We start from the raw sequence: 25080 nt of genomic DNA on the forward strand, positions 1-25080 counted from the left end.
TTCGATTGTACCGCGTCAGCGGTCACGAATCAGATGCGACGACGCTTCTGCGGACGGCAGCCGTTGTGCGGGACCGGGGTGACATCGGAGATCGAGTTGATCCGGATGCCCAAGGCACCCAGTGCACGCACCGAGGATTCGCGACCCGGGCCTGGACCCTTGATCTCAACATCCAGATTCTTGATGCCTTGCTCGATGGCAGCGCGACCCGCCACCTCAGACGCCACCTGGGCGGCAAAGGGCGTTGACTTGCGCGAACCCTTGAAGCCCTGACCGCCCGACGACGCCCACGACAAGGCGTTGCCCTGGCGATCGGTGATGGTGATGATCGTGTTGTTGAACGACGCGTGCACGTGCGCAATGCCGTCGGCAATGTTCTTGCGGACTTTCTTGCGGACGCGAGCGGATGCGCTGGTGGAGGGAGACTTGGCCATGAGGGTCCTTCTTACCGATTACTTCTTCAGCGACTGGGCAGCCTTGCGGGGACCCTTGCGCGTGCGGGCATTGGTCTTGGTGCGCTGACCACGCAGCGGCAGACCACGGCGATGACGGAAACCCCGGTAGCAACCGATGTCCATCAAACGCTTGATGTTCATGGTGGTTTCACGGCGCAGGTCACCCTCGATCGTGAACACACCGACCTGGTCGCGCACTTTTTCAAGCTCCGCGTCGCTCAGGTCCTTGATCTTCTTGGAATAGTCGATGCCACAGGCTTCGCAGATCTTGCGAGCGCGGGTACGGCCAATGCCAAAGATTGCCGTCAAGCCGATTTCAGCGTGCTTGTGCGGCGGAATGTTGATGCCTGCAATACGAGCCATGTTGGGTCCTCTGAACTAACCAATCAGCCTTGACGCTGCTTGTGACGCGGGTCGGTGCAGATGACGCGCACCACACCATGCCGCTTGATGATCTTACAGTTGCGGCACATTTTCTTGACCGAAGCCGAAACTCTCATAGTCTTCTCCTAGATATTCCAAAAACATTCAACAGCTGACCACTCACTTCGAGCGGAACACGATCCGTGCCCGCGTGAGGTCGTAGGGCGTGAGCTCTACCTTGACCTTGTCCCCCGGCAGGATCCGGATGTAGTGCATCCGCATCTTCCCGGAGATGTGCCCCAGAACCACATGACCGTTTTCGAGCTTGACCCTGAAGGTTGCATTGGGGAGGTTTTCAACAACCTCGCCTTGCATCTCGATCACGTCATCCTTGGCCATAAAAACTAATTGCCGAGGGAGGTTTTGAAGTTGGCCTTTTTAAGCAGCGACTCATATTGCTGCGACATCATGTAATTCTGAACCTGGGCCATGAAGTCCATGGTGACCACCACGATGATCAGCAGGGAGGTGCCACCGAAATAGAAGGGCACGTTGTATTCAAGGATCAGGAACTCGGGCAGCAGACAGACAGCGGTGATGTAGATCGCACCGGCCAGTGTCAGCCGCAGAAGGATCTTGTCGATGTAGCGCGCGGTCTGGTCACCAGGACGAATCCCCGGGATGAACGCACCGCTCTTCTTCAGGTTGTCCGCCGTCTCACGGCTGTTGAAGACCAGCGCGGTGTAGAAGAAGCAGAAGAAGATGATGGCCGCTGCGTACAGCGCCACGTAAATCGGTTGTCCGGGTGACAGCGCCGAAGCGATGTCGCGCAGCCAGCGGGTGGAGTCTCCAGTGCTCACCCAGCTCACCACCGTGGTGGGCAGCAGGATGATGCTGGAGGCAAAGATGGGCGGAATCACGCCGGCCATGTTCAGCTTGAGCGGAAGATGCGAGGACTGGCCTCCGTACACCTTGTTGCCAACCTGACGGCGAGCGTAGTTCACCAGAATCTTGCGCTGACCACGCTCGACGAACACCACGAAGTAGGTGACCAGGATCACCAGGGCGATGATGAAGATCGACACCAGGATGTTCATGGCACCCGTGCGCACCAGCTCCAGCAGCCCACCCACCGCGCTCGGCAACCCAGCGGCGATACCCGCGAAGATCAGGATGGAAATGCCGTTGCCCAGACCGCGTTCGGTGATCTGTTCACCCAGCCACATGAGGAACATCGTGCCAGCCACCAGACTCACCACGGCGGTGAGCCGGAAACCCATGCCCGGATCGATGACCAGGCCTGCCTGGCCCTCCAGCGCAAGGGCAATGCCCATGGACTGGAAAATCGCCAGGCCCAGCGTGCCGTAGCGCGTGTACTGGGTGATCTTGCGGCGTCCGGCTTCGCCTTCCTTCTTCAGCTGCTCGAACGTGGGAACCACGTAAGTCATGAGCTGCATGATGATCGAGGCCGAGATGTACGGCATGATCCCCAAGGCAAACACGGTGAAGCGCGACAGCGCGCCACCCGAGAACATGTTGAACAGGCTCAGGATGCCGCCCTGCTGCCCCTGGAACAGACGTTCCAGTTGAGCGGGGTCGATGCCGGGCACCGGGATGTGCGCCCCGATGCGGTAGACCACCAGCGCCAGCAGCAGAAAGACCAGGCGACGACGCAGGTCGCCGAACTTTCCGGTTTTGGCCAGTGACGTCGAACCAGTTGCCACAGATTGCTTTCGTTCGGTCCGGGTCAGGCAGCCAGCGAGCCACCAGCGGCTTCAATGGCCTGCTTGGCACCAGCGGTCGCGCCGATGTCCTTGAGGTTCACCGCACGGGTGATCTCACCGGTCTTGACGACCTTCACGCGCTTGGCCATGTGCGGCACAAGGCCAGCCTGCTTCAGCACGAGCATGTCGACATCGGCCACGTCCAGCCCGTTGAGGGCGCTCAGGGTGACTTCGGCGTTGTACTGCAGCTGCGCGGACTTGAAGCCACGCTTGGGCAGACGGCGCTGCAGCGGCATCTGGCCGCCTTCGAAACCCACCTTGTGGTAGCCGCCCGAACGCGACTTCTGACCCTTGTGACCACGACCGGCCGTCTTGCCGAGGCCGGAACCGATACCACGGCCGACCCGGCGCTTGGCGTGCTTGGAGCCTTCGGAAGGCTTGATGGTGTTGAGTTGCATGTCAGTGCCTCCGATCAGACGATCTTGACCAGGTAGCTGATCTTGTTGATCATGCCGCGCACTGCGGGCGTGTCCTGCAGCTCGCTGATGCTGTTGAGCTTGCGCAGGCCAAGGCCGCGCACGGTGTCGCGGTGCGACTGCTTGGTGCCAATGGGGCTGCGCACCAGTTGGACCTTGACGGTGTTTTGAGTGGTCATGATGGCTCCGTTCAGCCCACGATTTCTTCCACCGACTTGCCGCGCTTGGCGGCCACGTCGGCGGGGGTGGTCGAGTTCTTCAGTGCGTCCAGCGTGGCGCGCACCAGGTTGTAGGGGTTGCTCGAGCCATGGCTCTTGGCCACGACGTCGGTGATGCCCAGCACTTCGAAGACGGCGCGCATCGGGCCGCCAGCAATGATGCCGGTACCCTTGGCAGCCGGCAGCATCATCACGTTCGAAGCGCCGTGCTCGCCATGCACGCTGTGGTGCAGGGAACCGTTCTTGAGCGAGACCTTGATCATGTTGCGGCGGGCTTGCTCCATGGCCTTCTGAACAGCCACCGGCACTTCGCGCGCCTTGCCCTTGCCCATGCCGACGCGGCCGTCGCCATCACCGACCACGGTGAGTGCAGCGAAGCCCAGAATCCGGCCGCCCTTGACCACCTTGGTCACGCGGTTGATCGCGATCATCTTCTCGCGCAGGCCGTCTTCGTTCGCTTCGTTCTTGATGTTTGCCGTAAATTTAGCCATTTTGAGTATTCCGTTTGATCAGAACTGCAGACCGGCTTCGCGGGCCGCGTCTGCCAGGGCTTTCACCCGGCCGTGGTAGGCAAAACCGGAGCGGTCGAAGGCCACCTTCTCGATGCCTGCGGCTTTCGCCTTCTCGGCGATGCGCTTGCCGATGAGGGCGGCTGCGGCGGCATTGCCACCCTTGCCGGCGCCACCGATCTGGGCACGCACTTCGGCTTCGGCCGTGGAGGCAGAAGCCAGCACCTTCGAGCCATCGTCGGAAATGACGTTGGCATAGATGTGCAGGTTGGTGCGGTTCACGGTCAGGCGCACGGCACCTTGCTGTGCAATGCGGATGCGCGTTTGACGCGCGCGGCGCAGACGTTGCTCTTTCTTGGTCAACATGATCCTGATCCTTATTTCTTCTTGGTTTCCTTGATCACGACCTTCTCATCCGCATAGCGGATGCCCTTGCCCTTGTAGGGCTCGGGAGGGCGAACGGCGCGCACCTCGGAAGCGATCTGGCCCACACGCTGACGGTCCGAACCCTTGATCACGATCTCGGTCGGCGTCGGCGTTTCCACCTTGATGCCGGCGGGCATGTCCATCACCACCGGGTGGGAGTAGCCGACCGTGAGGTTGAGCTTGGCGCCCTGTGCCTGGGCCTTGTAGCCCACGCCCAGCAGGGTCAGCTTCTTCTCGAAACCCTTGCTCACGCCATTGACCATGTTGTTCACCAGCTGGCGCATGGTGCCCGACATGGCATTGGCTTCGCGCGATTCGTTGACAGGAACGAAGGTCAGCACGCCGGCCTTGTTCTCCACCTTGACCAGCGCGTTCTGCGCCAGCGCCAGGGCACCCAGGGTGCCCTTGACATTGATCAGGTCGTCCTTGACCGCGACTTCCACCCCATTGGGGACGGTGACCGGCAGTTTTCCAATACGTGACATTAAATTCTCCTCAATGCCCGCATCAGGCGACGTAACACAGGACTTCACCACCGACACCGGTGGCGCGCGCCTTGCGATCGGTCATCACGCCCTGCGGCGTCGTGACGATGGCCACACCCAGACCGTTCTGGACCTGGGGGATGGCATTGCGGCCGCGGTAAACGCGCAGGCCAGGGCGGCTCACGCGCTCGATGCGCTCGATCACGGGACGGCCGGCGTAGTACTTGAGGGCAATCTCGAGCTCGTTCTTGCCGTCGTTGCTCTTGACCTGGAATCCGTCGATATAACCCTCGTCCTTCAGGACCTGGGCAATCGCGGCCTTGACCTTGGAGGCCGGCATCGACACGCTGGCCTTCTCGACCATCTGCGCGTTGCGGATGCGGGTCAACATGTCGGCGATAGGATCACTCATGCTCATTTGTGGTTCTCCTAGGGCTTACCAGCTGGCTTTGGTGATGCCGGGGATTTCACCGGCAAACGCCATTTCACGAACCTTGGCGCGCGCCAGGCCGAAGTGGGCGAAGGTGCCGCGCGGACGACCCGTGATCTCGCAGCGGTTGCGCTGGCGGGTCGGGTTCGAATTGCGGGGCAGCTTCTGCAGACCCAGACGGGCCGCATCGCGCTCTTCGTCGCTCTTCTTCGCGTCGTTGGCGGTCGCCTTCAACTCGGTGTATTTCTTGGCGAACTTGGCCGCGAGCTTTTCGCGCTTGAGTTCACGTTGCAGGAGTGCTTGTTTAGCCACGCGCCACCTCAGTTCTTGAACGGGAAACGGAAACCGGCCAGAAGAGCCTTGCACTCTTCGTCGTTCTTGGCGGTCGTCGTGATGCTGATGTTGAGACCGCGCAAGGCATCCACCTTGTCGTACTCGATCTCAGGGAAAATGATCTGTTCCTTGACGCCAACGTTGTAGTTGCCGCGGCCGTCGAAGGAACGGCCGGAGATGCCACGGAAGTCGCGCACGCGGGGCAGGGCCACGGTGACGAAACGGTCCAGGAATTCGTACATGCGGGCGCCACGCAGCGTCACCATGCAGCCGATGGCCTGCTGTTCGCGGATCTTGAAACCGGCAATGGCCTTGCGGGCCTTGGTGACCACGGGCTTCTGGCCAGCGATCTTGGTCAGGTCGCCCACGGCGTTGTCCATGACCTTCTTGTCGGCCACGGCTTCGCTCACACCCATGTTGAGCGTGATCTTGGTGATGCGCGGCACTTCCATCGTCGACTTGTAGCCGAACTTCTCCATCAGGCTGGGAGCGATGGTGTCGCGGAAAACTTCTTGCAAACGTGCCATGGTCATGCCACCTTGATTTCTTCGCCGCTGGACTTGAAGACGCGCACTTTCTTGCCGTCAGCCAGGAGCTTGATGCCCACGCGATCTGCCTTGCCCGTGGCGCCATTGAAGATGGCAACGTTGGACTGGTGGATGGGCATGGTCTTTTCGATGATGCCGCCGGTCTCGCCCTTGGCGGGGTTCGGCTTGGCGTGCTTCTTGACGAGGTTCACGCCCTCGACCACCACGCGGTCTTCGCTGCTGCGCAGCACAACCTTGCCGCGCTTGCCCTTGTCGCGCCCGGCAATCACGATGACTTCATCGCCACTACGAATCTTGTTCATGATGATTCCTCAGAGAACCTCGGGTGCCAGCGACACGATCTTCATGAACTTCTCGGTGCGCAGTTCGCGCGTGACCGGTCCGAAGATGCGGGTGCCGATGGGCTCCAGCTTGGCGTTGAGCAACACTGCTGCGTTGCCGTCGAATTTGATCAGGGCGCCGTCCTGGCGGCGGATGCCCTTGGCGGTGCGAACCACCACAGCGTTGTAAACCTCGCCTTTTTTGACGCGGCCACGGGGCGCTGCTTCCTTGATGGTGACTTTGATGACGTCACCGACGCTGGCGTAGCGGCGCTTGGAGCCGCCGAGCACCTTGATGCACATCACGGACTTGGCACCCGTGTTGTCGGCAACATCGAGTCGAGATTGCGTTTGGATCATTTGATTTAAGTCCCAACTTGAATCCCTCCAGCCACCACGGCAGGAAGTGATCAGTCTTGGGCCCGTCGTTCGGGACCGGCCCTGGCCTTGCCAGAGATGGCCCCTTTCGGTGGGCAGATAGCTCTCCGCCTTTTCAAGCGAAGCCGCAAATTATGGCACGGTTTGCTCTGGACGTCAAACAGGGGGCAGGTAGCGGTCGCACAACGCCTGGAAACTCGACAGTTCGGGGTCGGTATCGAGCTCCTCGGACAGGATCGCCGCCACCGCCGGGGCCATCCGCGCTGCCTCGCGCGCGTCCAGGAACAGGACGCGCCAGCGGCGCGCGAGAACGTCCTCCACCGTCTGGGCGAATTCCACCCGCGCGGCATGTCGCACCATGGCCTCGGTCAATCCCATGCCCAGCAAATTGCCCACGCCCTGACATTTCTGCACTTCCGCCCATTCAGAGCCGTAGAGGTGCATGCCCGGCGCGGCGTGCAGGGGTGTGGATGGCAGGCCGGTCAGGCCGGCGCCCAGCAAACGATGGGAGGCGCTGAGTCCTCCCGGCTTTCGCGGCAACAACTGGCCGGCAAAGCAGTGTTCCAGGACGTCTTCGGCCATGGCGCGGTAGGTCGTCCATTTGCCCCCGGTCACCGTGACCAGTCCGTTGGAATCGACCACGATGGTGTGCTCGCGGGAGAGCGCCTGCGTGCCTCCATCGGCCGGCCCGGGCGCTGCCACCAGGGGGCGCAGGCCGACCCACAGGCTGCGGATGTCCGCCCGGCTCACCGGTCGGCTGAGCGCCTGGCCGGCTTCGGCCAGGATGAATTCGAGCTCTTCGGCGAAGGCGTCCGGCTCGCGCGGCAGGTCTTTGCGGGGGGTGTCGGTGGTGCCCAGCACGAGTTTGCCGAGCCACGGCACGGCGAACAGCACCCGTCCGTCGCGCGTGCGCGGCACCAGCAGGGCGTGACCACCTGGCATGAAATCCCGGTCCACCACCACGTGCACGCCCTGGCTGGGGCTCACCATGCGCGAAGGCTCGCCGCTGGCGGCCGGTTTGGAGCGGTCGCGCAGCGCATCCACCCACACACCAGTGGCATTGACCACACAACGTGCCCCAAGCGCCAGGCGGGTGCCCGTGCGGCGGTCGGTGACATCCAGCGTGGAGAGTGTTTCCGCGCCTTGGGTCGACCGGCTCACGGCGGTGACTTCGGCGTAGTTCAGCACTTTGGCGCCCGCGGCTTGGGCGCTGCGTGCCAGCGCGAGCGCCAGACGAGCGTCGTCGAACTGGCCGTCCCAGTACTTCACGCCCCCGCGCAATCCCCGGGGATTGACGCCCGGCAAAGCCTGGATGGCCTGGGCACGGTTCAGGAACTCCGTGCGACCCAGGCCTGCCCCGCCGGCGAGCAGGTCGTACAGCTTGAGGCCGAGACCGTAGAACGGCGTTTGCCACCAACGATAGGACGGCATCACGAAAGGCAGCGGCTGCGCCAGATGGGGCGCGATGCGAAGCACCGTGGCCCGCTCGGCCAGCGCCTCGCGCACCAGGGCCAGGTTGCCCTGGGCCAGGTAGCGCACGCCGCCGTGCAGCAGCTTGGTCGATCGCGACGACGTGCCGCCGGCGAAATCGTGCGATTCCAGCAGCACCACCGAGAAGCCGCGCAAGGCCGCGTCCAGCGCCACGCCCAGGCCGGTGGCCCCTCCGCCCACCACGGCCAGGTCCACCAACCCGGGGCGCTTCAACGATTCGATCAACAGGGTGCGGTTCATGAGCATGTTGCTTTTCTTGCGATATTACTCTTTGAATGTTCGTTTTTGATCGTTTTTATTCGGTATTTACCCTGAACGTCAGAACTCTGGTTTCCGTTATGTTCGAGGGCTGTTGCTGTCTGCCGTTCCATGAACCTCAATCCCCGCCACACCGAACTGCTCGACGAAGTCCGCGCCCACGGTCCGCAAAGCATCGAAACCCTTGCCGAGCGCTTCGGCGTGACGCTGCAGACCGTGCGACGCGACGTGCAACGCCTGGCCGAGGCTGGTCTGCTGTCGCGCTTTCACGGTGGCGTGCGGCTGCCTGGCTCCACCACCGAGAACATCGCCTACCGCCAGCGCCAGGCCATGCAGTCGGACGCCAAGGCGCGCATCGCGCGGGCCGTGGCCAGCCGGGTTCCCAACGGCTGTTCGCTGATCATGAACATCGGCACGACCATCGAAGCGGTGGCGCGGGAGTTGCACCAGCACCGCGGCCTGCGCGTCATCACCAACAACCTGCACATCGCCTCGCTGATGAGCACGCACCCGGACTGCGAAGTGATCGTGGCGGGCGGCCAGGTCCGCAGCGCAGACCAGGGCATCGTGGGCGAGGCCACGGTGGACTTCATGCGCCAGTTCAAGGTCGACATCGGCCTGATCGGCATCAGCGGCATCGAAGCCGATGGCACGTTGCGCGACTTCGACTACCGCGAGGTGAAGGTCTCGCGCGCCATCGTCGAACAATCGCGCGAAGTGTGGCTGGCCGCCGACCACAGCAAGTTCAACCGGCCGGCGATGGTCGAACTGGCGCGCCTGGAAGACATCGACGTGCTGTTCACCGACGCGCCGCCCGCCGCCCCCTTCGACGACTTGCTGTCGATGGGCGACGTGGAGTGCGTGGTGGCGCCGTGAATCCTTTTCGCCCCTCTCAAGCATCGACATGACCTACCTGCTCGCCCTGGACCAGGGCACCTCCAGTTCGCGCAGCATCGTGTTCGACCGCGCAGGACGCGTGGTGGCCATGGCCCAGCGCGAGTTCCCGCAGATCTATCCCAAGCCCGGCTGGGTGGAACACGATCCACGTGCCATCTGGCAGACGCAGCTGGAAACGGCCCGAGAAGTCCTGAAGCAGGCGCAGCTGCAGGCGGGACAGATCGCCTCCGTGGGCATCACCAACCAGCGCGAAACCACGCTGCTGTGGAACCGCCAGTCCGGCGAGCCGGTCTGCAACGCCATCGTCTGGCAGGACCGGCGCACCGAGCCGATCTGCGCAAGGCTGCGAGATCAAGGTCACGAAGACACGATCCGGCAGAAGACCGGGCTGCGCATCGACGCCTATTTTTCCGCCACCAAACTCGCCTGGATGCTCGAGCAGGTGCCCGAGGCCCGGGCCCAGGCCGAGCGCGGCGAACTTGCCTTCGGCACCGTGGACACCTGGCTGATGTGGAACCTGACCAGCGGAGAGCGTCACGTCACCGACGTGAGCAACGCGTCGCGAACGATGCTCTTCAACGTGCACAGCCGGCAGTGGGACGACGAACTGCTCGCACTGCTCGGCATCCCCTCCAGCCTGCTGCCCGAAGTGCTGCCGTCAAGCGCGGCGTTTGGCCGCATGAAGCCGGACCGGCTGGGTGCGCCGCTGGAGATTGGCGGTGTGGCTGGCGACCAGCAGAGCGCGCTGTTCGGCCAGGCCTGCTACCAGGCCGGCATGGCCAAGAACACCTATGGCACCGGCTGCTTCCTGCTCATGCACACCGGTGAGCAGTTCCAGACCAGCGAGAACGGCCTGATCACCACCGCCACCGCCCAGGCGGCCGGCACACCGCAGTACGCGCTGGAGGGCAGCGTGTTCATTGGCGGCGCGGTGGTGCAATGGTTGCGCGACGGCTTGCGCGCCATCGAAGCCAGCAGCGAGGTGCAGGCACTGGCGGAAAGCGTGCCCGATGCGGGCGGCGTGGTGCTGGTGCCGGCCTTCACCGGGCTGGGCGCGCCTTACTGGCAACCCGATGCGCGGGGCAGCATCACCGGCATCACGCGCGGCACCACCATGGCGCACATCGCGCGTGCGGCGCTGGAAAGCATCGCCTTCCAGAGTGCGGCCTTGCTGGAAGCCATGAGCCGCGACGCCGTGGCCGCCGGCGGCGTGCCGGTGCGCGAACTGCGGGTGGACGGCGGCGCCTGCGTGAACGACCTGCTCATGCAGTTCCAGGCCGATCTGCTGGGCATCCCGGTGGTGCGGCCCGAGGTGATCGAGACCACCGCGCTGGGCGCAGCGTATCTGGCCGGCCTGCAGGCCGGCATCTACAGCGGTACCGACGAACTCGCCGCGCAGTGGCGCGCCGAGCGAACCTTCCAGCCCGGCATGCCGCGCGATCAGGCGCAGGAGAAGATGGCGCAATGGGAGCGGGCGGTGCGCCAGACCACCCGACAATAGCCCGATGACCACGCCCACCTCACCCACCATCACCTTCATCGGCGGCGGCAACATGGCCAGCGCCATCGTCGGCGGCCTGCTGCGCCAGGGCCATCCGACCGGCGCCGTGCAGGTCGTCGAACCGTTCGACGAGCAACGCGCCCGACTCGCGCAACTGTTTCCCGGCATCGCCCTGCTGCCGGGCAGCAGCGGGCTCCAGAAGGCCTCCGACCTCGTGGTCTGGGCCGTCAAGCCCCAGACGTTCAAGGAAGCGGCGCTGGCGAGCCAGCCGCATCTGGCGGGCGCGCTGCACTTGAGCGTGGCCGCCGGCATCACCAGCGACAGCATCGCCACCTGGCTGCAGACGCAGCGCGTCGTTCGCGCGATGCCGAACACGCCGGCGCTGGTGGGCTTGGGCATGACCGGCCTGTTCGCGCGCGACGGAGCCAGCACCGCAGACCGTGCACTGGTGGAGACGGTGGTGAAGACCACGGGCGAACTGGTGTGGGTGGCCGCCGAGGCCCAGCTCGACGCCGTGACGGCGCTCTCCGGCTCCGGCCCGGCCTACGTGTTCTATTTTCTCGAAGCCATGCGCGACGCCGGCGCGCGCATGGGCCTGCCGCCCGACGTGGCGTACCAGCTCGCCGTGGGTACGTTCGTGGGGGCTGCCACGCTGGCGCAGCGCAGCGACGACCCTCCGCAGACGCTGCGAGAACGCGTCACCTCCAAGGGCGGGACGACCTACGCAGCGCTGAGCTCGATGGCTGCGGCGGGCATCAAGGAGAAGTTTGAAGAAGCGCTGTTCGCTGCGCAGAAACGTGCCGAGGAACTCGGCCGCGAATTCGGCGGCTAGGCCAGCAGCAACCCCAGGACCACGCCCGCGAAGACAGTGAATCCAAGCCAGTGGTTGAGCCGAAATGCCTTGAAGCTGCCTTCGCGCGTGCGATCCTTGATGAGCAAGACGTGCCACGCCACCTGGGCCAGGGCCACCACCAGCATGCCGCACCAGACCCAGCCGTTGACGGGCGTCCAAAGCGCCAGGGTCCAGATCGCCAGGTACAGCAGGTAGAACACCGAGACTGCAGGCACGTCGTACCGGCCCAGTGTGATGGCCGACGTCTTCATGCCGATTCGCAGGTCATCGTCGCGATCGACCATCGCGTACTCGGTGTCGTAGGCCAGCACCCAGAACAGGTTGCCCACCAGCAGAAGCCAGGCCAGCAGTGGCACCTGAGACTGCACGGCCGCAAACGCCATCGGTATGCCGAAGCTGAAGGCCACGCCCAGCACCGCCTGCGGCATGGAAACGAAGCGTTTGGCGTAGGGGTAGATCAGCGTGATGGCCAGCGCCGCGAACGACATCTGGACCGTGAGCGCGTTGGTGGTGAGCACCAGGGCAAAAGCAGCCAGCGCCAGCACCCCGCCGACCACCAGCGCTTCTCGCGGTGAGACCTGGCCGGAGGTCACCGGCCTTTGTGCCGTGCGCTTGACGTGCCGGTCGAACTCGCGGTCGGCCACGTCGTTCACGCAACAGCCTGCACTGCGCATGAGGATGGTGCCGAGCACGAACACCAGCAGCAGGTGCCAGCCCGGGAAGCCGCCGGCCGCCACCCAAAGCGCCGCCAGCGACGGCCAGAGCAGCAGCAACCAGCCCGCCGGGCGGTTCCAGCGGATCAGGTCAAGATAAAGCTCGAACTTAGTCCTCAAGGAGAGAGCGCAGCATCCAGGCGGTCTGCTCGTGCACGGTGAGGCGCTGCGTCAGCAGGTCGGCGGTGGGCTCGTCACCCGCCTTGTCGGCCAGCGGGAACAGGCCGCGCGCGGTGCGCGCCACGGCTTCGTGGCCCTGCACCAGGATGCGCACCATCTCCAGCGCCTTGGGCGGCGTGGTCGGCGCGTCGGGCACCGAGGCCAGCTTGCCGAACTGGGCATACGAACCGGGCGCGGGATGGCCCAGGGAGCGGATGCGCTCGGCGATCGGGTCCACCGCGCCCCACAGTTCGGTGTACTGGGTCATGAACATCGCGTGCAGCGTGTTGAACATGGGGCCGGTCACGTTCCAGTGGAAGTTGTGGGTGGTGAGGTAGAGCGTGTAGGTATCGGCCAGCAATTGCGACAGGCCTTTCGAGATGGCGGCGCGGTCCTTCTCGCCGATGCCGATGTTGATGGCGGGCGCGGCAGGGGTTTTGGCGGGTGATCTGGCCATGGAAAAAGCTCCTGAGAAAAGAGAGTGACGGAAGCTGGAAGTTTACGCAGCGCTTCACGAAAGCCGTTTGACGCCGGGCAATTCGCACGCGTAGATGGCGTTGCGCAATTCGGCGATGGCCTCGTAGCGGGTGAAGCTGCGCCGCCAGGCCAGCACCACGCGGCGGGTGGGCGGATCGCCCTTGAACGGCAGGTAGCGCACATAGGACGAGTCGCCGAAATCTGCGCCGGGCCGGGTCGCGCCGTCGAGCGCGGAAGGCGGCACCGAGAGGCGCGGCACCAGTGTCACGCCCATGCCTGCGGCCACCATGTGCTTGATGGTCTCCAGCGAAGAGCCTTCGAAACTCTTGCGGATGCCTTCGGTGTCGTTGGAGAAGCGCGCGAATTCCGGGCAGACCTCCAGCACGTGGTCCCGGAAGCAGTGGCCCGTGCCCAGCAACAGCATGGTTTCGCGCTTGAGCTCGTCGTTGGTGATGTGCGCCTGTTTCGCCAGCGAGTGGGTGTGCGGCACCGCCGCCAGGAAAGGCTCGTCGTAGAGTGGCGCAATGGCCAGGTTGGTGTCGGGGAACGGCTCGGCCAGGATGGCGCAGTCGATTTCCCCCAGGCGAAGCTGCTCGAGCAGCTTGACGGTGAAGTTCTCCTGCAGCATCAGCGGCATCTGCGGCGTGCGGTCGATGACGTGGCGCACCAGGTCGGGCAACAGGTACGGGCCGATGGTGTAGATCACACCCAGCCGAAGCGGCCCGGCCAGCGGGTCCTTGCCACGCTTGGCGATTTCCTTGATGGCCGCCGCCTGCTCCAGCACCGTCTGGGCCTGGCGCACGATGTCCTCACCCAGTGGCGTCACGCTGATCTCGGTTGCGTTGCGCTCGAAGATCTTGAGTTCCAGCTCTTCTTCCAGTTTCTTGATCGCCACCGACAGCGTGGGCTGCGACACGAAGCAGGCTTCGGCCGCCTTGCCGAAATGCCGCTCGCGCGCCACCGCGACGATGTATTTGAGTTCGGTGAGCGTCATGGGGGGTATTTTGCACCCGCTCCCCGCGCCCACCCAGCGTCAGGCGCTCAACCGGGAGAAGGCCCCCGTGGCGCTTCATGGACGCGTGCAAAGCCACCACGGCCTTCACCACCCGCCACATCGGCCCAGTGAACGCTCTTCTTTGGCGTTTCTCGCAGCCAGGCCTGTGTCGCAAGGCGTGTCGACGCGACCTGACCCGGTTCCACTATCTGGCTGGCCACTTCCGGGTCGTCGGCCATGTACCTGTCGGCCTGTTTCTGCGTCCATCCTACGTACTCTGGCGGCACGCCCATCTCCAGCAGCAATTTCGCCGACCTGGAGAACCCATCCCGCACGCTGGTGAACAAGAGGGCTTGCGCATCGGCGCTGTGACGATCCAGTCGGTCCCTCTGCCGCATGTTCTGGATCTGACGGAACCGGACCTCGTCGCGGGCCAGCGCTGATAGGTTGTCGGGCATGTGTGCTCCTGCAGTTTGCGGGGAAGGCACTTTGCCATGCGGGTCTTCGGCCGCACACGCGCGAACACCAGCGCGCGCGCCAGCGGCATCAGGATCGCATTTCAGAAAACGAAGCGGCGGACGCGGTTCAGGCCTTGAGGAATTCGGCCCTGCCGCCGAGCCAGCGCGCAATGTGCTTTTCGGCCAGGCCCGGGTGCCTCGCCAGCATCTGCGGGGCGGCCTTGCGCGCCCATTCGAGCAGGTGGGTGTCGGTCGCCAGATCCGCAAAGCGCAACAGCGCGGCGCCCGACTGGCGTGCACCAAGAAATTCGCCCGGTCCGCGAATCTCCAGATCGCGGCGGGCGATCTCGAAGCCGTCGCTGGTGTCGACCATGGCCTTGAGGCGCTCGCGCGCGGTCTCGCCCAGACGCCCACCATCGGGCGGCGTGTACAGCAGCACGCAGGCCGAAGCCGCCGCGCCGCGCCCGACGCGCCCGCGCAACTGGTGCAACTGGCTCAGGCCAAAACGCTCGGCGTGTTCGATGACCATCAGGGAAGCGTTCGGCACGTCCACGCCGACCTCGATGACGGTGGTGGACACCAGCACGCCCATCTGGCCATCGGTGAAGAGCGACATCACCGCCTTCTTCTCGGCCACCGGCATGCGCGAATGCAGCAGGCCCACGAGCACGCCGGGCAAGGACTCGCTCAGCTCGGCGTGCGTGGCCGTGGCGTTGGAGAGGTCCAGCGCTTCGCTTTCCTCGATCAGCGGGCACACCCAGTACACCTGCCGGCCCTGCGCCAGCTGGCTTCGGATGCGTTCGATCACCTCGCCTCGCCGGCTGTCGGCCACCACCCTGGTGACGATGGGCGTGCGCCCGGGCGGCAGTTCGTCGATGGTGGAGACATCGAGGTCGGCGTAGTAGCTCATCGCCAGGGTGCGCGGGATCGGGGTGGCCGTCATCATCAGCAGGTGGGGCTCCTGGGCGAGGGCTTCGACAGGCTCAGCCCGAACGGAGGAAGTTTCAGATCGGGCTGAGTCTCTCTCCGTTCGGGTTGAACCTGTCGAAGCCCCGCCCGGCGCCATCTTGCTGCGCAAGGCCAGCCGCTGCGCCACTCCGAACCGGTGCTGCTCGTCGATGATGGCCAGCCCCAGGCGGTGGAACTGCACCTGCTCCTGTATGACGGCGTGCGTGCCCACCACCAGCGCGGCTTCCCCGCTGGCCACCAGGGCGAGCATCTCGCTGCGCTGCTTTTTCTTCTGGCTGCCGGTGAGCCAGGCCACCCGCTTGCCCAAGGGAGCGAGCAAAGGTTCGAGCCAGCCGATGAGCTTGGTGAAGTGCTGCTGCGCCAGGATTTCGGTGGGCGCCATCAGCGCGCACTGCCAGCCGGCGTCGATGGCCACGGCGGCCGAGAGCGCGGCCACCACGGTCTTGCCCGATCCCACGTCGCCTTGCAGCAAGCGGTGCATGGGCACCTGCCGCGCCAGGTCCAGCGCGATCTCCTCCACCACCCGACGTTGCGCGCCGGTCAGGCCGAACGGCAACACCGCCAGCAGTTGCTCGTGCAGGCCACCCACACGTGCTGCCAGCGCAGGCGCACGCAAGTGGGCGCGCTCCTGCCTGGCGGTGTGCTGAGAGAGTTGCTGGGCCAGCAGTTCCTCGGCCTTGAGCCGCTGCCAGGCCGGGTGGCTGCGGTCTTCGAGCGCGTCCAGCGAAACGTCCGGCCCCGGGTGGTGCAGGTAGCGCAGCGATTCGCGCAGGCTCCAGGGGCTTCGCACCACGCGTTGCAGGCCCTCCATCAGTTCGGCCGGCAGCGTCTCGCCCAGGTCGGCGCGGTTCAGGCCACTGGCCACGGCCTTGCGCAAATAGGCCTGTGGCAACTGCGCGCTGGTGGGGTAGACCGGCGTGAGCGCATCGGGCAGTTCGCCACCGGCCGCGTGGAAGGCGGGATGCACCATGGTCCAGCCCAGAAAGCCGCCGCGCAGTTCGCCGCGCACGCGCACGCGTTCGCCCACCGCCAACGTCTTCTGGTGAGCCGGGTAGAAGGTGAAGAAGCGCAGCGTGCAGGTGTCGCTGCCATCGTCGAGCGTCACCAGGAGCTGGCGACGCGGTCGGTGGCTGACCTCGCTGCGCGTGACGGTGCCTTCGATCTGCGCCAGTTGCCCGTCGCGCGCGTCCCGCAGCCGCACGATGCGGGTCTCGTCTTCGTAGCGCAACGGCAGGTGAAGCGCCAGGTCGATGTCACGCTCCAGCCCGAGCTTGCGCAAGGCTTTCTGCGCGGCAGAAAGAGGCTTGCGTTCGGGGGTGGCTTCGGGCATGGGACAATTCTGCCCGGTTCCTCCCCTCATCCCGATCCACTTGGCACGGGCCTCGTACGGCCCTCAAGCAGCATGAACGATTTCCTTACGTCCGCCGCAGCGCGCGAGTTCACCGTGGCGGACTTCGACTTCCAGCTACCTCCCGAGCTGATCGCCCAGCATCCGGCGAACGAGCGCAGCGCGTCCCGACTGCTCGACGGCACCGGTGATCGTCCGGTGGACAGGGTCTTCCGCGAACTGCCCGACCTGCTGGCTGACGGCGACCTGCTGGTGTTCAACGACACGCAGGTGGTCAAGGCCCGGCTGTTCGGCCAGAAGGCCACGGGTGGGCAGCTTGAAATGCTGATCGAGCGCGTGCTGCTGCCTCACGAAGCCACCGACCGCTCGGGCCATGAAGTGGTCGCGCATCTGCGGGTGAGCAAGAAGCCTTTGCCAGGCGGCGTGCTGCACCTGGCGGGGGGACTGGGCGGTGGCGGCTTCGACGCGGTGTACCTGGGGCGCTGGCCGGACGAACAAGGCCAGCTGTTCCGCTTTCGCCTGCAAGCACCGGCCGACGAAACGCCCTACGAACTGATGGCTCGCCATGGCCATGTGCCGCTGCCTCCCTACATCGAACACACCGACGACGCCGACGATGAGCGCCGTTACCAGACCGTGTTTGCGCGCGTGCCGGGTGCGGTGGCCGCGCCCACCGCCGCCCTGCATTTCGACGACACGCTGCTGGCCGCGCTCGATGCACGTGGTGTGCAGCGCGCCAGCGTCACGTTGCACGTGGGCGCCGGCACCTTTGCCCCCATGAAGGTCGAGCGCATCGCCGACCACGTGATGCACCACGAGCGCTACGCCATCCCGCCCGAAACCGTGCAGGCCATCGCCGACTGCCGCACGCGAGGCGGGCGTGTGGTGGCGGTGGGCACCACCACCGTGCGCACGCTGGAGAGCTGGGCCCGCAGCGGCGAGACGAGCGGCGACACCAACATCTTCATCACCCCGGGCTTCGAGTTCCGCGTCGTCGATCGCATGGTCACCAACTTTCACCTGCCGCAGTCGACATTGATGATGCTGGTGAGCGCGTTCGCTGGCTTCGAACACATCCGCGCGCTGTACGCGCACGCCATCGCGCAACGCTACCGCTTTTTCAGCTATGGCGACGCCATGCTGCTGCAGCGCGCCTGAGGTACACCATGCGCCTGGCCGCCCTCGCCCTGTTCACGTTGATGCTCTCAGGCGCCGCGCTGGCGGCAGATCCTCCCTATGCGCCGCAGGCTGCGTGTGCGGGACACGCCGGGGTTGCGCTGAAGGTGCCTGAAGGCTGGTGCGCGGGGCTGGTGGCGGACGCGCGCGACGGCTTGCGCATGCCGCGACGCATCCTCGCCGTGGCACCCGGGCGCTTCTGGATCGTGGACATGGGCAACTGGGAACCGCGCCGCGGCCGCCTGCTGGAACTGCGCACCGACCTCGCGCGCGGCCAGGCCGGGCGCATTCGTGTGCTGGCCTCCGGCCTGGACCGCCCCCACGGTCTCGCGAGAGGTCCGGATGGCCGCATCTACATCGGCGAAGCAGGCGTGGTGTGGCGCACGCCGGTGGGCGAAGCGGTGCAGCGGCAAGACGTGATCACCGACCTGCCCACCGGCGGCTCGCACCCGCTCAAGGAACTGGCGTTCACGCCCGATGGCCGACTGCTCGTGAACCTGGGCTCCGTCACCGACGCCTGCCGGAACGACGACCAGCAACAGCCCCTCCCCTGCCCCGAGCTGAGCGGCCCGCAGCCGCGCGCCGCCGTGTACGTGGCAAGCTTCGGCGGCGCACCTGACTTCCCGCTGCAGAGCTTCAAGCCCATGGCCACGGGCCTGCGCAACTCGCTCGGGCTGGCCAGCACCACGGCGCAGGACGGCACGGTGCGCCTGTGGCAGGCCGAGAATTCCGTGGACTACGCCGATGCCACGCTGCCCGCCGAAGAGCTCAACGAGTTGAAGGAAGGCGCGTTCTACGGCTGGCCGTACTGCGTGAGCGACCCGTCCGGTCGCGCAGTGCCGGCGCGCGGCTACGAAGGTCGCGCGCGCTGCAGCCGCCACTCGGCAGCGCATGCTGCATGGCCGGCCCACGTCGCGCCGCTGCAGTTGCTCACGGCCCCCACAGACTTGACCCACGGGCCCTTTGCCGGCCGCCTGCTGGCGGTGTGGCACGGCTACCGCGCCGGCGGTCACCGCATCGTCGGCTGGCGACTCGACGAACAAGGTCGTCCCGCCGGCCCGCGCGAAGACCTTGTCAGTGGCTGGCACGCGCAGCCGGGCGTGCGCCCGCTGGGCAATCCGGCTGGCGCCACGTTCGACGCCGACGGCCGCCTGTGGGTCGTCGAAGACCGCAACCGCAGCGTGATCGTCATCGCGCCGCAACCCTGAACCTGTCATTCCCAGCGAGACGCCCATGCTCCAGTTCGAATTGCTCAAGACCGAAGGCCACGCGCGCCGCGGCCGCCTCACGCTCAACCACGGCGTGGTGCAGACTCCCATCTTCATGCCCGTGGGCACCTACGGCACCGTCAAGGGCGTGATGCCTGCCAGCCTGGAGGACATGGGCGCGCAGATCATCCTGGGAAACACCTTCCACCTGTGGATGCGCCCCGGCCGCGACGTCATGGCCAGCTTCGGCGGCCTGCATGCCTTTGAACAATGGCACAAGCCCATCCTGACCGACTCGGGCGGCTTCCAGGTGTGGTCGCTGGGCGCCATGCGCAAGATCACCGAAGAAGGCGTGACGTTCGCTTCCCCGGTGAACGGCGACAAGCTCTTCATGTCGCCCGAGGTGAGCATGCAGATCCAGACCGGGCTGAACAGCGACATCGTGATGCAGCTCGACGAGTGCACGCCCTACGAGACCAACGGCCACATCACCACCGAAGCCGATGCGCGCAAGAGCATGGAGATGAGCCTGCGCTGGGCGAAGCGCTCACAGGACGAGTTTGCGCGGCTGGAGAACCCCAATGCGCTGTTCGGCATCGTGCAGGGCGGCATGTTCGAGCACCTGCGCCAGGAATCGCTGGATGCGCTGGTGGCGATGGACTTCCCCGGCTACGCCATCGGCGGCGTGAGTGTGGGCGAGCCCAAGGACCAGATGCTGCAGATCATGGCGCACACGCCGCATCGCCTGCCCGCACACAAACCGCGCTACCTCATGGGCGTGGGCACACCCGAAGACCTGGTGCAGGGCGTGGCCGATGGCGTGGACATGTTCGACTGCGTCATGCCCACGCGCAACGCACGCAACGGCACCCTGTTCACCCGCTTTGGCGATCTCAAGATCCGGAACGCCCGCCACAAGACCGACCACCAGCCGCTCGATGCCACCTGCACCTGCCACGCCTGCGCGGGCAGGAGCGGGGTGAGCTGGGCGGAAGGCGGACGCGACGGATTCAGCCGCGCCTACCTGCACCACCTGGACCGCTGCGGCGAAATGCTCGGCCCGATGCTGTGCACCATCCACAACCTCCACTACTACCTGAACCTCATGCGCGAGGTGCGTGAGGCGCTGGATGCGGGTGATTTCGAGCGCTTCCGCGCCCGATTCAAAGCCGATCGCGCGCGGGGCGTGTAAGCGCACATCCTCCAGTCAATGAGTGCTTTTGTATTACATTTGCGCGTCATTCAATTCCTGGAGGAACCCATGCAAACAACCTATCAAAGACCCACCGGCGCCTTCATCGCCGCTTCCTGGACCGCCCTGCTCGTGGGCGCGCTGGTCTACGTGGCCGGCCTGTGGAACGCCGAGATGCTGCTCAATGAAAAGGGCTACTACTTCATCCTGCTGATGTACGGCCTGTTCGCCGCCGTCTCATTGCAGAAGACGGTGCGCGACAAGCTCGAGAGCATTCCCGTGACCGGCATCTATTACGGCCTTTGCTGGGTGTCGCTGGTGCTGTCCTTGCTGTTGCTCATGGTGGGCCTGTGGAATGCGACGCTGGCCAACAGCGAGAAGGGCTTCTATGCCATGGCGTTCCTGCTGGCGCTCTTCGGTTCCGTGGCGGTGCAGAAGAACATCCGCGACCTGGCCCGCACGAGGTCCGACGAGCCCGCTGCAGAAGAATCCGACGCTGCCCAGTAAGCGCCCCCCGACGCTGCCCGGTAACATGCCGGGCACATGAGCCCCGCCCTGCCCGCCAGCCCGCGGGTTCCCTCCCACATCCTGCCCACCCTGGTTGTTGCCCAGTTGCTGGGCACCTCGCTGTGGTTCGCGGTGAATGCGGTCATGCCGGACCTGCAGCGCGAACTCGGCTGGTCCACCGCCTCGGTGGGCACGCTCACCTCTTCGCTGCAGTTCGGCTTCATCGTCGGCACGCTCGTGTTCGCGCTGCTGGCGCTGGCCGACCGCTTTCCGCCGCGGCTGGTCTTCCTGATCTGTTCGCTCGCGGGTGCTGCCTGCACGGTGGGGGCCTGGTGGACGGTGCGCGATTTCAGCGCGCTGCTGACCTGGCGATTTGCCACCGGCTTCTTCCTGGCGGGCATCTACCCGGTGGGCATGAAGATCGCCGCGCAGTGGTACTCGCGCGGGCTCGGTGGCGCGCTGGGCTTGCTGATCGGGGCGCTGGTGCTGGGCTCGGCCAGCGCACATGCCCTGCGCGCGCTCAGCGGTGCCCTGCCCTGGCCCACGCTCATGCTGGGTGTGGCGGCCCTGGCCGCCACCGGCGGGCTGCTGCTGTACTTCTGCACCACCGACCCGCCCGGCGCGCAACCGCGCGTGACCACGCTGCAGTGGCGCGCGCTGGCCACACTGTGGACCGACGCGCGCGTGCGCAGCTCGGTGCTGGGCTACTTTGGTCACATGTGGGAGCTCTACACCATGTGGGTGATGGTGCCGCTGGTGCTGGCCACGCGGCTGCAGGGCACCACGCTGTCGTGGGCCGCCTTCCTGGTGCTCGGTGCAGGCGTCATCGGTTGCGCTGGAGGCGGCTGGGTGGCACAGCGCTGGGGCAGCGCGCGCGTGGCCGGCAGCCAGCTGGCCGTGAGCGGGGCCTGCTGCCTGGCGGCGCCGCTGCTGATCGACTCTCCAGCGCTGGTGTTTTACGGCTGGCTGGTGCTCTGGGGCATCACCGTCTCGGGCGACTCGCCGCAGTTCTCCACGCTCACCGCGCGAAACGCTCCGCCCCAAGCTGTGGGCAGCGTGCTCACGCTCACCAACAGCATCGGCTTCGCGATCTCCATCGTCAGCATCCTGTTGTTCGTTTCACTGGCCGAGAGTGTTGCACTCGGCGCGCTTCTGCCGTGGCTGGCGATCGGCCCGGCGCTGGGTTTGTGGGCTTTGCGTCCGCTCTGGCGCGAAGAGTCGCGCTAGTTGTCCGGCGACACCGTCCCATCTGCCTCCAGAAACACCTGAGGATCCGGCAGTGACGTGGTGGACACCTGCATTTCCTCGGGTTTGAGCTGTTCAGTGAAGCCTTCGAGCGAGCCCATGGACTTGCGGTCGCGCCGGGCCACGGGGTCCGACATCAGGTAGGCCACGCTGAGCTCGGCCAGTGCCTGCAGCGAATCGCGGTGCGTGCGCTCCTGCGCGTGCGAAGCGTCGGCTCCAAAACCGATGAGCGCGGTGCGGATGTCGTTGCCGGCCTCCACCGCGGCGGCGGAATCGGAGCGGTAGAAGCGGAACACATCGCGCCGGTGCTCGATGCCATGGGCCTTGGCCAGGTCGATCAGCTTGTGCGTGAGGTGGTAGTCGAACGGGCCGGCCATGTCCTGCAGGCAGATGGTGACCGCACGCTCGTCGGTGTTCTGTCCAGGTGCGGCAATGGCGATGTCCAGGCTCACCATTTCGGCGATGTCGCCGTGCAGCGCGGCGGACGACCCTGATCCCACCTCTTCGGTGATGGTGAACAGCGGATGCGCATCCACCGGGAGCGTCACGCCACTGTCCACCAGCGCCTTGCACGCCGCCAGCAACACCGCCACCGCAGCCTTGTCGTCGAGGTACCGGGAGTTGATGTAGCCATCCGGCTGCACCTCGGTCTGCGGATCGAAAGCGATCCAGTCGCCCACGTGGATGCCGGCATCGTCGAGGTCCTTTGCGCTGTGCGCCGGCACGTCGACTCGCACCTCCACGTGGTCCCAGTCGGAGGGCTGGGTGTCGATCTCGCCGCCGAAGGCGTGGCCCGAGGTCTTGAGCGGCAGACAGGTGCCGCGCAGTTGCTGCGTGTCGGTGAACACGGTGAGGCGCGCGCCTTCGGCGAAGCGGGACGACCAACTGCCGATGGGCACGACGCCCAGGCGGCCATTGGGCTTGATCTCGCGCACCATGGCGCCCAGCGTGTCGAGGTGGGCCACGATGGCGCGGGCGGGTCGTGCCTCGCGGCCCTTGAGGGTGGCGCGAATGGCGCCGCGGCGCGTGATCTCGTAGGGAATGGCGATGGCATCGAGCCGGCTCGCGGTGTAGCGCACCACCGCGTCTGTGAGGCCCACGGGGCTCGGTATGGCCAGCAGTTGAAGCAGCGTTTCTTCCAGGAACGCGTAGTCGATCGGAGGCAGCTGTGTCTTCTTCATGTGGGCACCTGTTGGCTGGCGGAACCGGGAAACAGCAGGTCGATGAAACGCTGCGCGGTCGGTTGCGGTTCGTGGTTGGCGAGTCCAGGACGCTCGTTGGCTTCAATCACCACGTAGTCGGGTTGATCGACGGCGGGCACCAGGAAGTCCAGGCCGGTCACGGGAATGTCGAGCACGCGGCTGGCGTGTTCGGCGGCGTTTTTCAGCGTGGGGTGCAGCTGGTCGGTGACGTCGTGGATGGTGCCGCCGGTGTGCAGATTGGCGGTCTTGCGCACCGCCAGCGATTCGCCGAAGGGCAGCACATCGTCGAGCTTGAAGCCCTGCAGGCCGATGCAGCGTTTCGTTTCGCCATCCACGGGGATGCGCGACTCGCCCCCGGTCGCCGCCGCGCGGCGCCGGCTCTGCTTGTCGATCAGTTGCGCAATGGTGGACTGCCCATCGCCCACCACCGTGGCTGGCTTGCGCAGCGCGGCGGCCACCACCTGGTGGTTGATGACGACCACGCGCAGGTCCTGTCCCTCGCAATACTGTTCGAGCAGCACGCGTTCGCCGTACTGGCTCGCGTTCTCGATGGCGGCCTCCACATCGTCCGCATCGGTGAGGTTCACGGCAATGCCTTTCCCCTGCTCGCCGTCCACCGGCTTGACCACGATGGCGCCGTGCTCGCGCAGGAAAGCGGCGTTGTGTTCGGCATCGGCCGCCTGCGCCTGATGTGGCACCTTCAGGCCGGCCTGAGACAACAGGCGGATGGTGACGCGCTTGTCGGCGCAACGGCTCATGGCCACCGCGCTGGTGAGCTCGGAGAGCGATTCGCGGCAGACCACGCTGCGCCCGCCCAGGCTGAGCTTGAAGTAGCCGTTCTCCGCGTCGATCACTTCCACGCGGATCCCGCGCCGCTGGGCTTCGTCCACCAGGATGCGCGCATAGGGATTGAGCCCCTCGGCGTGCGCACCGCCCGTGAACAGCGGCTCGTTGATGGCATTGCGCCGCTTCACCGCGAACACCGGGATGTTCTGGAAGCCGAGCTTGCGGTAGAGGGCAATGGCCGATGCGTTGTCGTGCAGGACCGAGAGGTCCATGAAGGCCCGGCCACGGGCCTGGAAATGCTCTGCCAGGTAGCGCGTGAGGGCTTCCCCGATGCCAGGATGGCTGGCCTGCGGCGACACCGCCAGCGCCCACAGGCTCGCACCCGGCTCGGCATCGCCAAAGGCTTCGGCGTGGTCCAGCCCCATCGCCACGCCGATCACCTCACCGGTGTGGCGGTCTTCGGCCAGCGCATAGATGGTCTGGCGCTCGCTGCGCTGGCCCCAGACGTGCGCCGGATCCACCGGCACCATGCGGCGCGCGCGGTAGATGGCGTTGATGGCGGCCACGTCGGCGCGCGAGCGCAACCTGCGGATGGTGAAGCCGCGGCGCACGGCGCGCTGGGGCGTGTAGTGGTTGAGCCGCAGGCGGAAGGTTTCCGACGGGTCGACGAAGAGTTGCGCGGGCGCGTGGGAAACCACCACGTGCGGCTTGTCGACATAGAACGCGATGTCGCGCTGGCCGGGCTGTTCCTGCAGCAGCGCAGCGGCGATGTCGGCCGGATCGGCAAAGGTGTGCCCCGCGACCAGGCGGCCCCAGCCACACTCGGCCACGACATTGGCGCGGGCCGGCGCCTGGCCACGGCTCTCGGCCTGGGGCGTGCTGGTGCGGCCGAGCCGCAGGGCGCGTTGGGCTTGCTTGCGCATCATGTGATGTTTCCTTTCAACTCAGTTTCCGTAGCGTGTGTCCGAGCCAGAGATACCG

31 protein-coding genes are annotated in these 25080 nt (G+C 65.8%); 8 read left to right on the forward strand and 23 right to left on the reverse strand.

All coding sequences use genetic code 11. The features are described from left to right. Positions 1-29 precede the first annotated feature (29 nt). From rpsK to ACTIEY_RS05730, 16 genes are all read right to left on the reverse strand, one after another. Positions 30-434: a 30S ribosomal protein S11 gene (rpsK, locus tag ACTIEY_RS05655; RefSeq protein WP_056268973.1), complete on the reverse strand. Its 405-nt coding sequence runs from the start codon at positions 432-434 to the stop codon at positions 30-32. 18 nt (positions 435-452) lie between these two features. After that, on the reverse strand, positions 453-818 hold the full coding sequence (rpsM, locus tag ACTIEY_RS05660) for a 30S ribosomal protein S13 (protein WP_086122379.1): 366 nt from the start codon (positions 816-818) through the stop codon (positions 453-455). 23 nt (positions 819-841) lie between these two features. Beyond that, positions 842-955 (reverse strand): 50S ribosomal protein L36, encoded by a 114-nt coding sequence (gene rpmJ / locus ACTIEY_RS05665; protein ID WP_009514917.1) that lies wholly within the window; start codon positions 953-955, stop codon positions 842-844. A 43-nt stretch (positions 956-998) separates the two neighbouring features. After that, positions 999-1217: a translation initiation factor IF-1 gene (gene infA / locus ACTIEY_RS05670; protein ID WP_066267877.1), complete on the reverse strand. Its 219-nt coding sequence runs from the start codon at positions 1215-1217 to the stop codon at positions 999-1001. 5 nt (positions 1218-1222) lie between these two features. Further along, positions 1223-2542, reverse strand: coding sequence for a preprotein translocase subunit SecY (gene secY, locus ACTIEY_RS05675; protein ID WP_439518106.1), 1320 nt, complete (start codon positions 2540-2542; stop codon positions 1223-1225). A gap of 23 nt (positions 2543-2565) precedes the next feature. Further along, positions 2566-3000: a 50S ribosomal protein L15 gene (gene rplO / locus ACTIEY_RS05680; protein ID WP_439518107.1), complete on the reverse strand. Its 435-nt coding sequence runs from the start codon at positions 2998-3000 to the stop codon at positions 2566-2568. Between the two features lie 14 nt (positions 3001-3014). Continuing rightward, positions 3015-3197, reverse strand: a complete 183-nt coding sequence (rpmD, locus tag ACTIEY_RS05685) for a 50S ribosomal protein L30 (protein ID WP_086122376.1) — start codon at positions 3195-3197, stop codon at positions 3015-3017. An 11-nt stretch (positions 3198-3208) separates the two neighbouring features. After that, entirely contained in the window at positions 3209-3727 is a 519-nt protein-coding gene (gene rpsE, locus ACTIEY_RS05690; RefSeq protein WP_086122375.1) for a 30S ribosomal protein S5, read from the reverse strand. 18 nt (positions 3728-3745) lie between these two features. After that, positions 3746-4111, reverse strand: a complete 366-nt coding sequence (rplR, locus tag ACTIEY_RS05695; protein WP_439518108.1) for a 50S ribosomal protein L18 — start codon at positions 4109-4111, stop codon at positions 3746-3748. Positions 4112-4122: 11 nt separating this feature from the next. Beyond that, positions 4123-4656, reverse strand: coding sequence for a 50S ribosomal protein L6 (gene rplF / locus ACTIEY_RS05700; RefSeq protein ID WP_439518109.1), 534 nt, complete (start codon positions 4654-4656; stop codon positions 4123-4125). Between the two features lie 22 nt (positions 4657-4678). Continuing rightward, positions 4679-5074, reverse strand: a complete 396-nt coding sequence (gene rpsH / locus ACTIEY_RS05705) for a 30S ribosomal protein S8 (RefSeq protein WP_439518110.1) — start codon at positions 5072-5074, stop codon at positions 4679-4681. A gap of 18 nt (positions 5075-5092) precedes the next feature. Beyond that, a complete protein-coding gene (rpsN, locus tag ACTIEY_RS05710; protein ID WP_086122371.1) occupies positions 5093-5398 on the reverse strand; it encodes a 30S ribosomal protein S14 in 306 nt (101 codons plus the stop codon). A gap of 8 nt (positions 5399-5406) precedes the next feature. Then, complete coding sequence (gene rplE / locus ACTIEY_RS05715) at positions 5407-5946, reverse strand: 50S ribosomal protein L5 (protein ID WP_439518111.1); 540 nt, start codon at positions 5944-5946, stop codon at positions 5407-5409. A 2-nt stretch (positions 5947-5948) separates the two neighbouring features. Continuing rightward, positions 5949-6269, reverse strand: coding sequence for a 50S ribosomal protein L24 (gene rplX, locus ACTIEY_RS05720; RefSeq protein ID WP_439518112.1), 321 nt, complete (start codon positions 6267-6269; stop codon positions 5949-5951). Positions 6270-6278: 9 nt separating this feature from the next. Then, on the reverse strand, positions 6279-6647 hold the full coding sequence (rplN, locus tag ACTIEY_RS05725; protein WP_056268999.1) for a 50S ribosomal protein L14: 369 nt from the start codon (positions 6645-6647) through the stop codon (positions 6279-6281). A 174-nt stretch (positions 6648-6821) separates the two neighbouring features. Next, a complete protein-coding gene (locus tag ACTIEY_RS05730; protein ID WP_439518283.1) occupies positions 6822-8396 on the reverse strand; it encodes a glycerol-3-phosphate dehydrogenase/oxidase in 1575 nt (524 codons plus the stop codon). A 129-nt stretch (positions 8397-8525) separates the two neighbouring features. Here ACTIEY_RS05730 and ACTIEY_RS05735 point away from each other — a divergent pair, with 129 nt between their 5' ends. Genes ACTIEY_RS05735 through proC form a run of 3 tightly spaced genes read left to right on the forward strand, consistent with a single transcriptional unit; the run spans position 8526 to position 11644 of the window. Further along, a complete protein-coding gene (locus ACTIEY_RS05735) occupies positions 8526-9290 on the forward strand; it encodes a DeoR/GlpR family DNA-binding transcription regulator (protein ID WP_439518113.1) in 765 nt (254 codons plus the stop codon). A 28-nt stretch (positions 9291-9318) separates the two neighbouring features. Next, a complete protein-coding gene (glpK, locus tag ACTIEY_RS05740; protein WP_439518114.1) occupies positions 9319-10812 on the forward strand; it encodes a glycerol kinase GlpK in 1494 nt (497 codons plus the stop codon). Between the two features lie 4 nt (positions 10813-10816). Beyond that, entirely contained in the window at positions 10817-11644 is an 828-nt protein-coding gene (gene proC / locus ACTIEY_RS05745) for a pyrroline-5-carboxylate reductase (RefSeq protein ID WP_439518115.1), read from the forward strand. Here the strand turns inward: proC and ubiA are convergent. The 5 genes from ubiA to recG all read right to left on the reverse strand — a co-directional run bounded on the left by ubiA (position 11641) and on the right by recG (position 16765). Continuing rightward, positions 11641-12498: a 4-hydroxybenzoate octaprenyltransferase gene (gene ubiA / locus ACTIEY_RS05750; RefSeq protein ID WP_439518116.1), complete on the reverse strand. Its 858-nt coding sequence runs from the start codon at positions 12496-12498 to the stop codon at positions 11641-11643. The genes proC and ubiA overlap by 4 nt on opposite strands. Continuing rightward, the gene (locus ACTIEY_RS05755) at positions 12488-12994 is read right to left on the reverse strand and encodes a Dps family protein (protein WP_439518117.1); all 507 of its coding nucleotides are present in this window, start codon (positions 12992-12994) and stop codon (positions 12488-12490) included. Before ACTIEY_RS05755 ends, ubiA begins: the two co-directional genes overlap by 11 nt. Before the next feature lie 54 nt (positions 12995-13048). Then, positions 13049-14008, reverse strand: coding sequence for a hydrogen peroxide-inducible genes activator (locus tag ACTIEY_RS05760; RefSeq protein ID WP_439518118.1), 960 nt, complete (start codon positions 14006-14008; stop codon positions 13049-13051). 47 nt (positions 14009-14055) lie between these two features. Then, positions 14056-14466, reverse strand: coding sequence for a hypothetical protein (locus ACTIEY_RS05765; RefSeq protein WP_439518119.1), 411 nt, complete (start codon positions 14464-14466; stop codon positions 14056-14058). Positions 14467-14593: 127 nt separating this feature from the next. Beyond that, positions 14594-16765: an ATP-dependent DNA helicase RecG gene (gene recG, locus ACTIEY_RS05770; RefSeq protein WP_439518120.1), complete on the reverse strand. Its 2172-nt coding sequence runs from the start codon at positions 16763-16765 to the stop codon at positions 14594-14596. Between the two features lie 72 nt (positions 16766-16837). Here recG and queA point away from each other — a divergent pair, with 72 nt between their 5' ends. The 5 genes from queA (at position 16838) to ACTIEY_RS05795 (ending at position 22093) form a co-directional block, all read left to right on the forward strand. After that, positions 16838-17941, forward strand: a complete 1104-nt coding sequence (queA, locus tag ACTIEY_RS05775; protein ID WP_439518121.1) for a tRNA preQ1(34) S-adenosylmethionine ribosyltransferase-isomerase QueA — start codon at positions 16838-16840, stop codon at positions 17939-17941. 8 nt (positions 17942-17949) lie between these two features. Beyond that, on the forward strand, positions 17950-19167 hold the full coding sequence (locus ACTIEY_RS05780; protein WP_439518122.1) for a PQQ-dependent sugar dehydrogenase: 1218 nt from the start codon (positions 17950-17952) through the stop codon (positions 19165-19167). A gap of 25 nt (positions 19168-19192) precedes the next feature. After that, positions 19193-20359 carry a tRNA guanosine(34) transglycosylase Tgt gene (gene tgt, locus ACTIEY_RS05785; protein WP_439518123.1) on the forward strand — a complete coding sequence of 389 codons (1167 nt, stop codon included), beginning with the start codon at positions 19193-19195 and terminating at the stop codon, positions 20357-20359. 69 nt (positions 20360-20428) lie between these two features. Next, the gene (gene yiaA, locus ACTIEY_RS05790) at positions 20429-20866 is read left to right on the forward strand and encodes an inner membrane protein YiaA (protein ID WP_439518124.1); all 438 of its coding nucleotides are present in this window, start codon (positions 20429-20431) and stop codon (positions 20864-20866) included. Positions 20867-20902: 36 nt separating this feature from the next. Beyond that, entirely contained in the window at positions 20903-22093 is a 1191-nt protein-coding gene (locus tag ACTIEY_RS05795) for an MFS transporter (RefSeq protein ID WP_439518125.1), read from the forward strand. On the opposite strand, the gene ACTIEY_RS05800 is transcribed toward ACTIEY_RS05795, so the two are convergent. Continuing rightward, positions 22090-23292 carry an osmoprotectant NAGGN system M42 family peptidase gene (locus tag ACTIEY_RS05800; protein WP_439518126.1) on the reverse strand — a complete coding sequence of 401 codons (1203 nt, stop codon included), beginning with the start codon at positions 23290-23292 and terminating at the stop codon, positions 22090-22092. The genes ACTIEY_RS05795 and ACTIEY_RS05800 overlap by 4 nt on opposite strands. Beyond that, positions 23289-25025, reverse strand: coding sequence for an N-acetylglutaminylglutamine synthetase (ngg, locus tag ACTIEY_RS05805; RefSeq protein ID WP_439518127.1), 1737 nt, complete (start codon positions 25023-25025; stop codon positions 23289-23291). The genes ACTIEY_RS05800 and ngg overlap by 4 nt, the downstream gene beginning before the upstream one ends. Between the last annotated feature and the right edge of the window lie 55 nt (positions 25026-25080).

The organism is Hydrogenophaga sp. (genome assembly GCF_051858985.1).
Classification (GTDB): domain Bacteria; phylum Pseudomonadota; class Gammaproteobacteria; order Burkholderiales; family Burkholderiaceae_C; genus Hydrogenophaga.